Here is a 14,370-nt window from a genome sequence, read left to right as displayed (position 1 = left end):
CTGCGGCCGAATGCATCTTGTGAGGCGGGCGCTTGTTCTCCTCGGCTCGAAACATGGTGTGTGAGAGGGTGGGCTTCACTCGTGAACTCGGTTCCACCGGTGCGGGTTACGAGTACTGAAGGCAATCCGACGGAGGAGGGCTTGGTGAAGGTATTGTTCGATGTTGCTGGGCTGGTGGGGTATGGCTATCGCACGGACGACTTCTACGAGGTGGGGCGGGAGAAGATTCGCGAGTATGCGCGAGCGGTGCAGGATTTCCACCTGGCGCACTGGAGTGAGGACGCTGCTGGCGAGCTCGGGTACACCGGCCTGATCGCACCGCCAACGTTTCTTTCAACCGTCGCGGCGGTGGCCAATCGTCGGCTTCTCGAGATCGTGACGACTGCCGGCTACGACGCGGTCGTGCAGACCGATCAGGTCTTCGAAATGTACAAGCCAGTGCTCACTGGCGACCGCTTGGTCAGCGATGTCGAGCTCTCGTCGGTGCGCAAAATCGCAGGCAAGGACCTGATCACTGTAACCAATACCTTCATCGACCAGACCGGCGAAGTTGTGCAGGTCATGCACACCACGCTGGTCGGCATCACCATCGACCACGTCGACGTCGGCATCAGCGACATGATCGAGCGTGTGATCATGAGTGGACTCGACACGGCCGCGGAGGGAATGCCGACGAGCGCTCCGAATACAGCGACTGCTGCGAACCTTTCGTCGATCTCACGCACGCGCGTCCCCCGCACCGCAATCCGATTCGAGGACATCGCGGTCGGCGACGAGCTTCCTGCTCGCACCGTTAGGCTGACGCGTGGGGATTTGGTGAATTACGCCGGGGTCTCCGGCGATGTAAACCCGATCCATTGGCATGACGCCGTCGCCGCGCTGGCGGGCCTTCCGGATGTGATCGCCCACGGCATGCTCACAATGGGCCTGGGAGCAGGATTTGTCACCGCATGGCTCGCCGATCCGAGTGCGATGACTAGATACAGGGTCAGGCTGTCGAACTACACAGTCATCGAAGCCGCCTCCGCTGGAAGCCTCGAGTTCACCGGCCGCATCAAATCGGTCGACTCCGAGACCCGGACCGCAGTAGTCTCTCTCGTCGCAAAGTCCAGCGGACGCAAGGTTTTCGGCCTCGCCACCGCCGATGTCCGCCTCGCATAACCTGTGCCTCTACAACTCCGAAGGCTGCCAGCACACCAGTGGTCATAGCCAGCGATTTCGAATGATGGGAGCCCAGCACAAGGGGTTCGAACTGTAATGCAGTCCAGCTCTGGGGTGGTTTCCGGAACTCGTCCACGAGTGCAGCGCGCATGCCGAGAAGAAGTAGGAAAAAAAATTGTCTGCCGAGGCTTCACCATCGAGACGTGCAACCTTGCATTTCAAGGTCGCGCAATAACTTTCACGCGCGGCGACTGACAGATTCGGCCGGGTGGTCGATTGGCGCGAAACCGTCCGACCGACAATCTCCAAGTTCCATTACAAAGCACGAGCAAACAGTTCCCCGATCACTCGCGCACCTTTTGCTGGATCAGCCACAACATCCGACGGCATCATGTGCACGTTCCATAGCGTCGCGAAGCCATGCACCAAGGACCAAGCCGCCACGACCGCCGATCCGAACTCCGCCTCATCGACCTCTGCTCCGATTCCTTCAGCCAGCAGCGAATAGGCGCGATCTCCCGCCCGCGAGACGTCTGGGTCGTCGGCACGGTAGAGGTCCGGACGGAACATGACCTCGAAGTGCGCTCGATGATCGGTCGCGAAACGCACGTAGCGGACACCCAATTCCACGATTCCGCGCCCCACCGCATCCGCCAAGTAGTCGGCCAGTAGGTCGAATCCCTCGGTGGCCAACGCCGTCAGCAATCCGGCCTTATCACCGAAGTGATGCACCGGAGCGGCATGAGAAACCCCCGCCCGTCGGGCCAAGTCACGGAGGCTGACCGACGTCGGACCTTGCTCGTCAATCGCGGCCACGGCAACTGCAAGCATGGCTCGACGCAGGTCACCGTGGTGGTAAGGCTTGTTGTTGGTCACCAACTAACCCTACCTCGATCTAACCATTGACAAGATGCATCCGGTTGATGTTCAATCTTTCCACTGGAAAGATCTGAGAAGGGATCGCCATGGCACCGCTCGTCATCCTCATCGCAGTCACCCTGACCCTCATCGTCGCCGGCCGATTCGGTATCGCGGCGCTGCGCGACCCGACTAACGGGTTGCGCGGTGGTCTGGCCGCGATGTTCACCGCAACAGGCCTGGCCCATTTCATCGGGATGCGACAGGAACTTATCGCGATGGTTCCTCCTGCCCTGCCCTCACCGGGGCTTCTGGTCACGATTACCGGAGTACTCGAATTGATGGGTGTAGCCGGCCTGCTGTGGCAGCGACAGACGGCCCATTGGACTGCGATCGGGCTCACAGTTCAGCTGGTGGCGATGTTCCCGGCGAATGTCTACGCCGCTATCGATCATCAATCGACTGCATTCGAAGATCAGCTCGTGCCGCGCACCATCATGCAACTGGTGTTCCTGGCCGCAACCGGCACGGTGGCGGCCCGCACGCGGCGGGCCGAGATACGACGGACAGCGGTGGAGAGCTTGCGATGATCCGCGCTTGGTGGTGGCATCCACCGCTGATGACGCTCGCGGCGGCGACATCGCTGTTGTTCCTCGGGTGCGTCACTGGCCTGATGATCGATCATCGAGTGCTGACTGGGTTGCCGATCTGGGCCAAGCCCGCCAAGTTCTCGCTCTCGATCGTCGTATACGCGATCACATGGGCCTGGCTCATCGCACAGCTGCGCCGCAGCCACCGCATCGCGTGGTGGTTCGGCACGGTTGCGGCCGCGGGCCTCACCATCGAGATCATCATCATCGTGGCACAAGTCGTACGGGGAACGACTAGCCACTTCAACCGCACCACTACCTTGAACAGCACACTGTGGGACATCATGGGTCAGTCGATCATTGTGGTGTGGCTGGCGACCTTAGGCGTGGCGATCCTGCTCATTCGCAATCCCGTAGCCGACCAGACCCGCAACCGCGCCGTGCTTCTCGGCTCATGGGTCTCGGTGCTCGGAATGGCGCTCGGGATCCTGATGATCTTCCCGACCAAGGCCCAGCAGCGCACACACAGCCTTATCCGAGGAGCACACACGGTGGGGGCGAGCGACGGTGGACCGGGATTGCCCCTCGTTGGATGGAGCACAATCGGGGGTGATCTACGCATTCCACACTTTGTGGGGATGCACGCCCTACAGGTGATCCCGTTGATTGCGATCATGCTGGAGCTCATGGCTCGACGGATTCCTTTGCTGCGGCACCCGGACTTCCGCCGCAGGCTGATCACACTCGCCGCCGGTGTGTATGTCGCACTCCTCGTCCTTTTGACCTGGCAGGCGTTGCGCGCACAGTCGATCCTCCACCCCGATGAGATCACGTGGCTAGTTTTCGCCGCGATCGTATTCGGAACGACCGGCGCCACATTGGCCCTGATTCGTGCTCACCACGGCACCGACGCGACGGTGCATCCGCGACGCTTGATCGCAGTCGGATCGAAGAGGGCAGCGCGGTGACCGAGTCGCTATTTCAGCTCTCCTTCTTGACAGCGACACCCTTTTGGGCGTTGATGATTTTCGCACCAACGTGGAACCACACCAGGCGGGTCGTTGCCTCGCCCTATATTGTTGTGCCACCGTTGCTTATTTATCTGTGCCTATTAATGCCAGTGTTTATCCAGTTCTGGACCGCTGTCAGCAACCCCGACCTGGACGTGCTCCAAACACTGCTCGGCGAGCGCCACGGGGCGGCGGCTGTATGGGCACATCTGGTCGGATTCGACCTTTTCGTCGGGCGCTGGATATATCTGGACAGTCGTATCCGACATATCCACCCTTGGATCATTTCACCAATACTTGCCCTCACGATCCTGCTTTCACCATTCGGGCTACTGGGTTATCTCGCCATACGCGCGAGCGGGCCGGCCTTGGCCCATTGCCGTACACCCATTGCAAACGTGGACGAACCGACCAACCGTCCTGGTTCGGCTAAGTAGACGTGTGAGCACGGAGTGCCAAAGGCCCTTAGCCGGATACCCAAGTTGCGGGAGCTGGCTGAGCCGCTGCTGCCGAAGTTCGCGCCGGGCAAGCAGCGCTGCGGCTCTGCGCCGACCGACCGGACCGTCGAGCGGTCTTCACCGCCGTCGTGTAGGTACTGACCAGCGTCTGTCATCGGCGGATGCTGCCGCCGTCGTTCGGAGTCAACGTCGCGACTGCTACCAGCGGTTCGCGGTATGGAGCAAGACTGCCTTGTGGCACCATCTACACCGGACCGACTCGAATTGGGCAACCAACGCTTGATCTACTGGTCGCGGGCGGGATCGACGCGGCAAGCGTGAGAGCAGCAAGAAGGTGCAATCTGACCGGCCGAATCCGGTCGATCGCGACAAATCCGGGTCACAACTGCGCGGGCTGTCCGATCACACCGGAGTCCCTCTGGCCGTGGACGTTGCGGCGGCCAAAACCAACGACGCCCGTCTAGGCGACTGCGTTCCGCGTGGCGTGATTTACCTTCTTCGGGCGGTGATGGCAGCGACGGCATCGATGGTATGCCTGGGCGGGCGTCGCAGGATCATTGCGAGGTCGTCGGTCGGAGTGCCGGTCCAACCTGTGCGAAATGCCCGGTAAACACCGAGCAGGATATCGATCACGCAGACGTTGTGCCCAGGGTGGTGGCGTTGGAGACAAACTCGTCGTCGGTGATGGATTGATAGCCGATCGGCTCCTCGGTGTGGCAACGAGTTGTTCCAGTCGATGCTGTCGGCGGCGGGTCCTTACCGTAGAACTTGTACTACACTCTGCTTTGGATCGGGCACGGCTGACAATTCCTCAAGGTTGTCGCTATTCACCCGCGCCCGATCCGTCAGACTGACATCGGAACTGAGCGAATGGCCATGCGCAGTAACGGCCCAGCGCTCCGCTCAGGCTCGACCTCCGACCCAACGGCGGAGCAGGATGCACGGTATGGTGCATGCAACTGCGGTGCCCGGCCATGGACTCGCCAAGTCGGCGTGAGCCACCAATTTCGAAGCAGCCCGAATCGGGGCATATCGGGCATTTGGGTTCGCGCCAGTTAGCAAGGCCTCCGGTCGCTCACGCGATTCTCCCGCCGATCGTGCACACAGGGCGGCTCATATGCATCATCGCCCCGAATCGCGGAGGTCGTAGTTCTCACGATTGGCGAGCACATCGTTCATATGCAGCTCGGCCCAGTCTTTGATTCCGCGCATCAGATGGTGCAGGGACAATCCAAGGTCGGTCAATCTGTAGGTCACTGTTGTAGGAACCGTCGGGGTCACGATCCGGTCGACAAGGCCGTCGCGCTCGAGGGACCGCAACGTCTGTGTGAGCATCTTCTGGCTGACTCCGGCCAGCCGCCGCGATAGCTCTGAGTACCGCAGTGGCTGCGGGTTGTCATCGCAATGGTCCCCGGAACTTGGACCGTCGCCGCCCAAGGCGGCCAGAATCAGCGCGACCCATTTGTCAGAGATCCGCGCTAGCAACTGTCGGCTCGGGCAACCAGCCAGGAACGCATCGTACTGTGTCCGCGCATCTTCCCGCCGTTGGGCGATTGTCCTCGTTGCCATGGACCGCCCCTCTCTTTCCGAAGAGTAGCTTACGCACTCTGAAGTGCGTACTTCCCAATGGGGAGTTACCTATCAATGATGGAGGTGATCAAGCGTCAACACAATCAGGAGGATGAGATCATGACCGCGTCCACCTTTCGCGCCGCTGTCGTCCGCCACCCGAGTGGACCTGAATCGATCAAACTCATCGATATACCCTCTGCGGAGCCCGGCCCGGGTCAGGTCCTGGTCGCGATTGCCGCCGCGCCGGTCAATCCTACAGATCTTGGGGTCGTCGGCGGATTCTTCCACGACCTGGGTCTGATCAACCAGCCCGACTACACCGGGCTCGGCTGGGACTTCGCCGGTACCGTCCAAGCAGTAGGAGAGGGGGTAGACCTAGCGATCGGAACTCCGGTTGCCGGTGTCGTACTCGGTTTCGACCGCGACTTCGGCACCTATGCCGAGCAACTCATCGTCAACGCCGCCGACCTCGCCATAGTGCCGGAGGGACTCGATCTGGTGTCAGCCTCGACAGTGCCGCTCAATGGACTGGGAGCGGCACAGATAGTAGACATGCTCGGTGACGCACCTACGGCTAGCAACCGACTGTTGGTGATAGGGGCGGCGGGAGCGATCGGAGCAAATGTGGTATCGCTCGCACCTGACCGTGGTTGGCAAGTCACCGGGTTGGCCCGACCCGATGACGAGGGATTCGTGCGAAGCCTCGGCGCCGAGTTCACCGACACCGTCGAGCGGGGCTGGGATGCCGTCGTCGATGCCACGCCGATGCAGATTTGGGGTCTGACGCCGGTCCGTGACGGAGGGATCTTCGTCGGTGTCCGACCCAATCTCGTGCCTGCCGTCGAGCGCGACATCGCCGTGAGCGTGCTCGTGACACAGTCGGATGGCCGACAGTTGAGCCAACTCCTGGCCCGTGCCGCAGCCGGTCGGCTCCCGACCCGTGTACACGCGGTCGTGCCGATGGCTCAGGTCGCCGACGTACATCGCGCTGTAGCCAAGGGTGGGGTGCGCGGTCGTTACGTGCTTGTGCCCTGAGCCGTGGCCTTGAACCTAGGACACTCCAAGCAACAGCACCTCCACCACACTGTGCATCCGCCGATCGACACATCGGCTGTGCGCGACAAACAGAGCCGCCATCGGCGCCCGCCAGGCCCCCACGCTCAGGACCGCGGCCGTTCCGGTGGTCCTGCAGAGTGATCGCAACCCTTGTCAACTGCGGGAACAGGGGAGCCGATGCAAGGAACACCTTCGACGAGAATCACGACAGCGCGGTGCCGCGACTGCGGAATGCCCATCGAACTGGGAGTCAACCAATGCTTCGACCTATGCCGAATAGGTATCACCTGTCACCGCGAGCCCGCGTCACGGTGGCACTTGGTGTGAGTGTATGGATGGCAGCGATCAGTGGATGCACGCCCTCAGCGACAACGTCGACTTCCACCTCGCAAACAATCGTCAGTACCGACCCCATCGCAGTCACCTCCTCAGGCCCGGACGGCGGGCCGAATCCTCCTTGGCAGCCAGATGTCACTGCTGTGCCCACAAGCTCGGACCAGACAATTCCTACGGAAACAACCGATCCGCAACCGATCACATCCGCACCCCCGACCAGCACGCCAGCACCAACCCTCAGTCGTCCTGTTGCTGGAACTCCTTTCCCCGGTGAAGGTCTCACTGCACAGCAATCCTCCGATCTGCAGAAATCTGTAGACGGCGGGCACCAGGCCTGGCGCCTGGACGAGATCCAGGTCGCAAAGACCTTTGCAATGCAACGGTTCGGATGGACGAACGTCCAGGCCAACACCGGACCCTTTGCGGACATCATCGTCATCACCAATCAGGACAACGGCAAAGTTGCCTTGCATTGCTCCCAACCGGTGACGATAGGCAGCCGCGGTATCTGGGTCGTCGATAGCGGAACTTGGAACTAGTTCATCGCCAGCTATCCGCTGGATCGAACCTGCGGACGGGACAGCTGGCACGACGGTTCATCTGACCTCCGCCAGACCGACCGATTCTGAGGAGTCGGAGACGGACGACCTCAGGGCATCAATGAGAAGCGGGACTCTAGCGGAGCTGGAAAAGGCAACTCGCACAGTGAGCAATAACACTCGCGCCTGACCATGTTATTCACTTGCTGTACAACAGGTTTCACCATACCGAAGGCTGCATCGGACCGAGATGGGCAAAGAATCTGATGCCGCCGCTCGCTACCGCGGTGGCGTCGCGGCGTACCGGCGGCTCGACCAGCTCACCGACAGGGCAAAGCGGCACTAACGCCCGCCAGGCGCTTCCGGGTGGCTGGCAAACACAAGCGATGGCAATCCGGCACGATCTTCAAAGCTACGTCGTGGTGGTGCCGGACCAGCCGAAACTGAAGGTATGCCCCTTCGAAACGCACTGAATGCCGCCGCGCCCGCCGCCGGTGCAGGTAGCGCCAGCGTAGGTGATCGTCGAGCTAAACTCGGTCACTGGCAGGCTATTTGCATCGGATCGGCCGTGCGGACCGAGCAGGCCGAAGGTAGGGTGCGCGGGGAGGAAAGCCAGATCGATTGCCAGATCCGTCACGGGAATCATGTTCAACCACTTGGCGATACCGGGTGCGATATCACAACCCGTGGTGCCATCCGGTTTGATCGAGCACTGCGCGTAACCTGCGTTGAAGTAAACAGTATCCCCGATCAGGAAGTCGTTCGGGTTCAACGCCTCTGCACTAGCGGTTCCAGTACCAATCATCGAAATCGCTACTGTGGCCAGGGCTGTACCAGCGAAGGCATGTAGTCTCATTTGCATTTCCCCTCATAGTTCAGTCCCGACCCGCTCTGACCCTGCGTCACGAAACTAGCTGCCTCCGCCGCCGACCGCGAGCGCACCAACTTCCCACTCATGGGAATATTCGCGGTCCTTCTCCGTGTTGGGCACAGCTCGTCGGCATCGGCGGTGACCTGGCACGCCAGGGCCAAGGTCAGTTGCCGGCAACCAGCGCCTGGTCAATCAGCGGCCAGGACTGAGCCATTTCGTCAGCCCAGTAGGGCCAGGAGTGGGTGCCGCGCGGACGTATGTTCACCGACGCCGGAATCTGTAATCGCGCAAGCCTGGCAGCGAGCGCGGCCGTACACACACTTGCGCCAGCCTCGAGGGGCCCACCCACGGTGATTGCGTCAGGCAACTCAACCTGCCCAGGCGCGTCGTGTTCGCCGGGAATCCCGCTACCACTGGACAGATAGACCGCCGTGCCACGCAGGCCGTCGGCATGAGCTAGCACATCGTGGGCCAACCAGTCAGGGTCATCCAGGGGGCCGAACATGTTCTCAGGGTTTCCACCGTAGGTTTCCACGATCGAGCGTGCCTGTAGCTGACCTGGGCCCGGGGCAACCGTGTAGCACCCGCTGTGCGCTGCGACTGCCTGGTACAAACGCGGATTGCGAACGGCCAGCATCATCGCTGCCTCTGCACCCATCGATACCCCTTCGATGGCTCTATGGCCGTCACCGTTGAACCGTGATTCGATCAAAGGGGGCAACTCTCGAGTCAGGAACGTCTCCCAACGGTTGACGCCGAGCACTGGATCAGGGTTTTGCCAATCGGTGTACAGGTTGGCCGGACCCCCTACAGTCAGCACGACATTGATGTCCTTGTCAGCGAAGAATTCCACCGCGTGCCCGCTCGACGTCCAATTACTCTCATTCTCCGGAGCCCCGCGGCCGTCCAGCATGTAGAGCGTGGGCCGAGAGCGACTGCGATCGATAGGCAGCAAAACCTGCACTTGGACAACCCTGCGCATCGCCGGAGACGCCACGAACACCCGGATCCATCGGTCTGTGATCGGTTCGATACCGGTGATGGCCGGTTTGGCGAGTTCGGCGCTACTGTTCGGCGGCGCGTGGTAACCGCCGGACGAACCAGAATCGGGTGGCTGCGCTGAAGCAACCCCGATCAACGAGGCGCATATGCACGTCGCTAATACAGCCCCGGACACAACCCACGATCTCCGTATATCTCGCATTATCAATTCTGCGCTCCTACCTGCCGTAATCCAATTTCAGCGCAGCAAGCCTCATGATCCCCAATCTGCACTTCTGCTCGAAATCGCAAGGTTCCACGACCATAAATGCCGTAGAAAACTTCCCAGGAGCGGGAAGGCGCCGGGGCAGAACACCGCATTGGCTGGGTTAACGTGGGCCGAGACACATGGTTACCTGCGCATATCCAGATATACATATCTATAATTCGAGTCACCGCCCTTCCACCCTTGTCATAGCGGCGAACACATTGTCCGACTTCCCATTTCATGGGTGGCGATCAGGCTTTCGCTTACATCGGTTCAGATACCGGCCTGAGTAGGTACGGAATGGTTCGACGTAGGACGTCGAAGTCCATGCTGGAGGTGGTGCGGCCGGCGCGGCTGAGCCAGCCGTGCGCCGCCAGACGATTCAACTTCGAACGCAACCCCCTCGACCGTCGACCGATCTGTGCGGGCAACGCCCACTTCGGCGGCAACCTGCCCGACCTGCAACCCGTGACCCGCCTCGGCGAACACCGCGAGAATGTCGCAGTAGTCCTCCCAGCAGCACCACCGCCACGTCCATCTCGGGCCGCCGCCGCGGCACCAGCATCAACCCGATCGGTGAGCGGGATCTCGAAACCAACGGTGACGGTTCGGCATTCGCGCTCTCGGTCGGCTCGGAAACATCGGAATCGATCGACTCATCGGTCGCGACAGCACATGCTCGGCCACGGCCAACTCCTCGGTCAACTCCACGATCTGCTCCCGCAACAATTGCACCCGCTCAGCAGCCGCCGTTTCGCGCCGCGTGACCTCCTCGCGCCACGCCACCATCGCGCCTCGACACCGACCAAATCCCCATTCCGACCACAAACCGCGAACCCACCACAGCGACAGTGCCACGAGGACTCACCCAGCTCAAACCGCCACAGCCGCCATACGACCCATTTCCACTGTTCGGGTCTCCCCTCTCAACGGCGGGAAGGCCGAACTCTTTGTGCCAGCCTGACCAGATGGGAATCGAACCGCCTGAGTTTCCGCCCTTCCGGGCGGTGTTCCTCCAGATGTTCGTGGAAGAGCCACTCATCCGCAGCGGGGAGATCGCTGCAGCGCTACGTGCAACGCTCGCGACATACGGGGAGGTTCGAGAGCTCAGCGAGGACGGCGAATGCGACGACCGGATCGAATTCAACGCCTATGTCGTCCCGCCTGATCGGGCCCATATCTGCCTCGAAGCCATGGGAATTGATGCGGGAGACGGCTGGTGGTCGGCCTATGACCTGAGCAGTGCGGTCTTCGACCGGCGGCGCGCCCCGAACTCCCGGTTTCTCCATGACAACTTGGTCTGGGCCTGCATCGATTGGGTAGAAGCATGGACGCTGCCCCGATTCCAGCCAGGCGATGCAGTGCTCGTCACCAACACCGGATTAGCCGCTACGGTCAAGCGGTTAATCGCCCCCGACATCCCCTACGGCCCTTGGTCTTACAGTGTTCACCCCGCCAGCGCTGCGCCGTCAACGACCGCTGATTCCGAAGACCTGGTCGACAACCCGGATACTTGGATCGACTGCCGCGACGACGAGCTTCGACCCTGCGACACCCCACAGGCAACATAGCTCCCAGGATTCCCGATCCGGATGTAGTGCCCGACCCGGGTGTACGAACTATCCACCATGACCAGGGTGGTCTGGGCCTGCCGCACCCACCCACGGAATGAACAGTTTGTTCACGGGCTCTGACAGAGTCGCTCACTATCGCCTGCACATTTGCGCGGACGGGTGCGTCACTGGGATATCCAGCATCGATAACCTATAGCGGCATCTTGCTCCGACCAGATTCGATCAACAGGGCGATGCGACCACAATCACTGTGGTCGCATGCCTCGGGTTCCCACTGATGGGACGGCGTTAGCGTCTGGATGCCAGTCGATCCTGACCAACGCCCGAGCTCTGGAGGAACCAGATGCCCGACAACGACACACCGCGGTCGAGAAAGCCGGACCTGGTTTCGGTGATTATCCCTGTCTTCAATGGCCTCCCCTTGCTCGAGATGCAGTTGGAAGGCCTCGGAATGCAGGACTATTCAGGATCATTCGAGGTGATCATCAGCGACAACGGATCCACCGACGGCCTCGCCGACTATATTGACCGCCACCCGCTCCGGGAGTCGCTGCGCCTACAGCGAGTCGACAGCTCTGACCGGCCGGGTGCCCCTCATGCACGAAATGTTGGCGCAGACGCAGCAAAGGGAGATTTCCTGGCATTCACAGATCAGGACGACAGAGTTCATCCCACCTGGCTCAGTGCACTGGTCGCGGCCGCTGCCGACTACGACTCAGTCGGTGGCCCGATAGAGACCGTGACCCTCAACAGCCCGAAGGTCGCTCGCTGGCGGCCGTCCCCGGCACCGAACGAGCGATTCACATCCCATTACCTGTACTGGGCTCACGGGAACAATATCGGCATGTGGCGCACAGTATTCGAGAAGGTAGGTGGGTTCGACGAGTCGATGGTCTGTGGTGACGACATCGATATCTCCTGGAGTATCCAGGAGGCGGGCATGACCCTCGGACACGCACCTGACGCCCTGGTCGCCTATCGATTGAGACCCAGGTTGTGGCAGGCGTTCCGCCAAGCAGTCGGCTACGGCCGAACGCAGGTCGATGTCTATCTGAAGCACTCCTCACGAGGCTGCCCGCCCTACCCTCTGCGCTCGACTCTGATCACCGTCGCGGTGGTCATTCTGTGCAATCCGGCGTTCGTATTCATGCGCAAATGGGTTCCCACCGGCCTGTGGGCATTGCATGCGGGCGTCCTGACAGGACGAATTCGAGGGTGTATTCATCATCGAACCTGGGCGTACCTGTAGAGATGCCCAAGCGCCACCACCGCGCCCGAAGCCATCATTGTCTGGAAGAAGCACGCATGTCGTTGTCCCGTCGGAAATTTCTTGGTGCCGCAACACTGGGCGCTACCAGCGCATTTGTGGGCGAGGCTGCCTCGTACGGCGATCCAGCGACTGCGATTCCCGCTGATTCGGACTACAACACACTGACGCTCAGAGGATACAACCGACGGTTCATTGCCCACCCGGATGAGATCTTCGTGCCGTCGAACGCTATCGAGGTGCAGGACGCGGTAGACGCCTCGATCCGTGCCAATCAGCGGATCGCAGTCCGATCAGGCGGGCACTGCTTCGATGACTTCGTCGACAGTCCCGACACGCGAGCACTGATTGATTTACAGCGCATGAACTCAGTCGACTGGGACCACCAGTACGGAGCGTTCTCGGTCAGTGCTGGCGCCGACCTCGAGACCGTCTATCGGGAACTGGCGCGATGGGGCGTGACGATCCCCGGCGGAATCTGCCGGAATGTCGGTGTGGGCGGCCACATCAGCGGCGGAGGCTACGGCCCGCTATCTCGGCAATACGGTCTTGTCGCAGACCATCTGTATGGCGTTGAGATCGTCACCGTCGATTCCAGTGGTCGGTCAGCGTTGACAATCGCGACGCGGGAGGGCCCGAATCGAGACTTGTGGTGGGCACACACCGGAGGTGGCGGCGGAAACTTCGGCATCGTGACCCGATTCTTTTTGCGCACACCGACCTCAGACGGCTCCGATCCGTCACAGGCCCTGCCTCCAGTACCGGATTCGGTGGTCGTTGGACACCTAGTGATGCCGATGCCGCTGTCGTCCGAGGACTCGTTCGCGCAGCTACTGAACAACTACCTCGACTTCTATGCCCGGTATCGCCAGCCCCGCAACCGGTATGCAGCTGTCTTCGCTCGACTGAACTTCCACCCGATCATCGAAAGCTTCGCTGACCTACTGGTCTTCTCACACGGTGACGGTGACCAAGCCTATGCCCAACTCGACGAATTCCTGACCGCTGTGACCAGCAAAGTTAAGCCCGCACCACTTGTTCTGCCACCAGTGCGGGTCACCTACATCGACTGTATCGACCAGTTCTATGCGCCACGACCGGCCAACCCGTTCCGAGTAAAAATCAAAACCGCACTGTTGCGCCAACCATACTCGGCCGATCAGCTGAAAACCCTGTACCGCGGACTCGTCGATCCGGTGATGACTGCGGACTCCTTCGTCGAATTCGCACCCTTCGGCGGCATGATCAACGCGGTCGCGGTCGACGCCACCGCGATGCCCGCCCGCGATAGCTTCATGAAGATGCTCATCCACGCGGCCTGGCGCGAACCCGCCAACGACGAACAACTCGCGTCCTGGGCGCGGAAGATCTACCGCGAGCTCTACTCTGATACTGGGTTCGCACCAGTACCCAACGAACGCAACGGCGGCTGCTACATCAACTATCCCGACCCCGACCTGGCGGATCCGGAATGGAACACCTCCTCGCTCCCCTGGCATGGCTTCTATTACGGTTCCGGATACCCGCGACTTCAACGCATCAAAGCCGACTGGGATCCCAATAACAACTTCCGCCATCGTCTTTCGATCGAGCAGCCGTAGTCGGCAATCGGTTAGCGTCTTCGGATTCGGTGCCGTGGCGGATGTTGTGCCTCTTCGGCGTCAACGACGATCAGTGTCGATCGATCCACGCTTCTCGAGGACGCCGTTGATGGACAGCTATGTCGCCCCAAACCACAATTCGATACCGCTTCCCTCCATCGCCACACCGGCGCGGTTGACCATGGAAGATCTAACAGCCGTGGCCGAAGCGTTCGGCCTCCATAGCGT

Annotated in this window: 13 protein-coding genes; 9 read left to right on the top strand and 4 right to left on the bottom strand. The window is 61.0% G+C overall.

All coding sequences use genetic code 11. From position 1 onward, the window contains the following. Positions 1–141 precede the first annotated feature (141 nt). Positions 142–1,161, top strand: coding sequence for a fused (3R)-hydroxyacyl-ACP dehydratase subunits HadA/HadB (locus tag VMT40_RS37085; protein ID WP_326364338.1), 1,020 nt, complete (start codon positions 142–144; stop codon positions 1,159–1,161). Between the two features lie 315 nt (positions 1,162–1,476). Here the strand turns inward: VMT40_RS37085 and VMT40_RS37080 are convergent, their stop codons facing one another. Continuing rightward, positions 1,477–2,037, bottom strand: a complete 561-nt coding sequence (locus VMT40_RS37080; RefSeq protein ID WP_326364337.1) for a TetR/AcrR family transcriptional regulator — start codon at positions 2,035–2,037, stop codon at positions 1,477–1,479. 89 nt (positions 2,038–2,126) lie between these two features. Here VMT40_RS37080 and VMT40_RS37075 point away from each other — a divergent pair, with 89 nt between their 5' ends. Genes VMT40_RS37075 through VMT40_RS37065 form a run of 3 tightly spaced genes read left to right on the top strand, consistent with a single transcriptional unit; the run spans position 2,127 to position 4,056 of the window. Next, positions 2,127–2,609 carry a DoxX family protein gene (locus tag VMT40_RS37075; RefSeq protein ID WP_326364336.1) on the top strand — a complete coding sequence of 161 codons (483 nt, stop codon included), beginning with the start codon at positions 2,127–2,129 and terminating at the stop codon, positions 2,607–2,609. Between the two features lie 29 nt (positions 2,610–2,638). Then, positions 2,639–3,577 carry a hypothetical protein gene (locus tag VMT40_RS37070; protein WP_326364335.1) on the top strand — a complete coding sequence of 313 codons (939 nt, stop codon included), beginning with the start codon at positions 2,639–2,641 and terminating at the stop codon, positions 3,575–3,577. Then, positions 3,574–4,056 carry an ABA4-like family protein gene (locus VMT40_RS37065; RefSeq protein WP_326364334.1) on the top strand — a complete coding sequence of 161 codons (483 nt, stop codon included), beginning with the start codon at positions 3,574–3,576 and terminating at the stop codon, positions 4,054–4,056. The genes VMT40_RS37070 and VMT40_RS37065 overlap by 4 nt, the downstream gene beginning before the upstream one ends. 1,143 nt (positions 4,057–5,199) lie before the next feature. On the opposite strand, the gene VMT40_RS37060 is transcribed toward VMT40_RS37065, so the two are convergent. Then, positions 5,200–5,646, bottom strand: coding sequence for a winged helix-turn-helix transcriptional regulator (locus tag VMT40_RS37060; protein ID WP_326364333.1), 447 nt, complete (start codon positions 5,644–5,646; stop codon positions 5,200–5,202). Between the two features lie 75 nt (positions 5,647–5,721). On the opposite strand from VMT40_RS37060, the gene VMT40_RS37055 reads away from it, so the two are divergent. Beyond that, on the top strand, positions 5,722–6,684 hold the full coding sequence (locus VMT40_RS37055; protein ID WP_326364332.1) for an NADP-dependent oxidoreductase: 963 nt from the start codon (positions 5,722–5,724) through the stop codon (positions 6,682–6,684). A 356-nt stretch (positions 6,685–7,040) separates the two neighbouring features. Then, positions 7,041–7,580 (top strand): hypothetical protein, encoded by a 540-nt coding sequence (locus VMT40_RS37050; protein WP_326364331.1) that lies wholly within the window; start codon positions 7,041–7,043, stop codon positions 7,578–7,580. A gap of 412 nt (positions 7,581–7,992) precedes the next feature. Here the strand turns inward: VMT40_RS37050 and VMT40_RS37045 are convergent, their stop codons facing one another. Both VMT40_RS37045 and VMT40_RS37040 read right to left on the bottom strand, forming a co-directional pair. Beyond that, positions 7,993–8,436, bottom strand: a complete 444-nt coding sequence (locus VMT40_RS37045) for a hypothetical protein (RefSeq protein WP_326364330.1) — start codon at positions 8,434–8,436, stop codon at positions 7,993–7,995. A 178-nt stretch (positions 8,437–8,614) separates the two neighbouring features. Then, positions 8,615–9,655 carry an alpha/beta hydrolase gene (locus tag VMT40_RS37040; protein ID WP_326364329.1) on the bottom strand — a complete coding sequence of 347 codons (1,041 nt, stop codon included), beginning with the start codon at positions 9,653–9,655 and terminating at the stop codon, positions 8,615–8,617. 1,013 nt (positions 9,656–10,668) lie between these two features. Here VMT40_RS37040 and VMT40_RS37035 point away from each other — a divergent pair. From VMT40_RS37035 to VMT40_RS37025, 3 genes are all read left to right on the top strand, one after another. Beyond that, complete coding sequence (locus VMT40_RS37035; RefSeq protein WP_326364328.1) at positions 10,669–11,271, top strand: hypothetical protein; 603 nt, start codon at positions 10,669–10,671, stop codon at positions 11,269–11,271. Positions 11,272–11,617: 346 nt separating this feature from the next. Next, on the top strand, positions 11,618–12,523 hold the full coding sequence (locus VMT40_RS37030) for a glycosyltransferase (RefSeq protein ID WP_326364327.1): 906 nt from the start codon (positions 11,618–11,620) through the stop codon (positions 12,521–12,523). A gap of 56 nt (positions 12,524–12,579) precedes the next feature. Next, on the top strand, positions 12,580–14,142 hold the full coding sequence (locus VMT40_RS37025; RefSeq protein WP_326364326.1) for an FAD-binding oxidoreductase: 1,563 nt from the start codon (positions 12,580–12,582) through the stop codon (positions 14,140–14,142). The last annotated feature ends 228 nt before the right edge of the window (positions 14,143–14,370 follow it).

The sequence above is a fragment of the Nocardia sp. CDC160 genome, from assembly GCF_035818795.1.
Classification (GTDB): Bacteria; Actinomycetota; Actinomycetes; order Mycobacteriales; family Mycobacteriaceae; genus Nocardia.
Note: the sequence above shows the minus strand (reverse complement) of the source record. Positions and strands in the feature narration are given on the sequence as shown.

What these genes read in the sequence shown, in the direction of transcription:
- VMT40_RS37075 (WP_326364336.1), top strand. Translation starts at nt 2,127, where the DNA reads ATGGCACCGCTCGTCATCCTCATCGCAGTCACCCTGACCCTCATCGTC.
- VMT40_RS37070 (WP_326364335.1), top strand. Translation starts at nt 2,639, where the DNA reads ATGACGCTCGCGGCGGCGACATCGCTGTTGTTCCTCGGGTGCGTCACT.
- VMT40_RS37060 (WP_326364333.1), bottom strand. Translation starts at nt 5,646, where the DNA reads ATGGCAACGAGGACAATCGCCCAACGGCGGGAAGATGCGCGGACACAG.
- VMT40_RS37055 (WP_326364332.1), top strand. Translation starts at nt 5,722, where the DNA reads ATGATGGAGGTGATCAAGCGTCAACACAATCAGGAGGATGAGATCATG.
- VMT40_RS37050 (WP_326364331.1), top strand. Translation starts at nt 7,041, where the DNA reads ATGGCAGCGATCAGTGGATGCACGCCCTCAGCGACAACGTCGACTTCC.
- VMT40_RS37045 (WP_326364330.1), bottom strand. Translation starts at nt 8,436, where the DNA reads ATGAGACTACATGCCTTCGCTGGTACAGCCCTGGCCACAGTAGCGATT.
- VMT40_RS37040 (WP_326364329.1), bottom strand. Translation starts at nt 9,655, where the DNA reads ATGCGAGATATACGGAGATCGTGGGTTGTGTCCGGGGCTGTATTAGCG.
- VMT40_RS37035 (WP_326364328.1), top strand. Translation starts at nt 10,669, where the DNA reads ATGGGAATCGAACCGCCTGAGTTTCCGCCCTTCCGGGCGGTGTTCCTC.
- VMT40_RS37030 (WP_326364327.1), top strand. Translation starts at nt 11,618, where the DNA reads ATGCCCGACAACGACACACCGCGGTCGAGAAAGCCGGACCTGGTTTCG.
- VMT40_RS37025 (WP_326364326.1), top strand. Translation starts at nt 12,580, where the DNA reads ATGTCGTTGTCCCGTCGGAAATTTCTTGGTGCCGCAACACTGGGCGCT.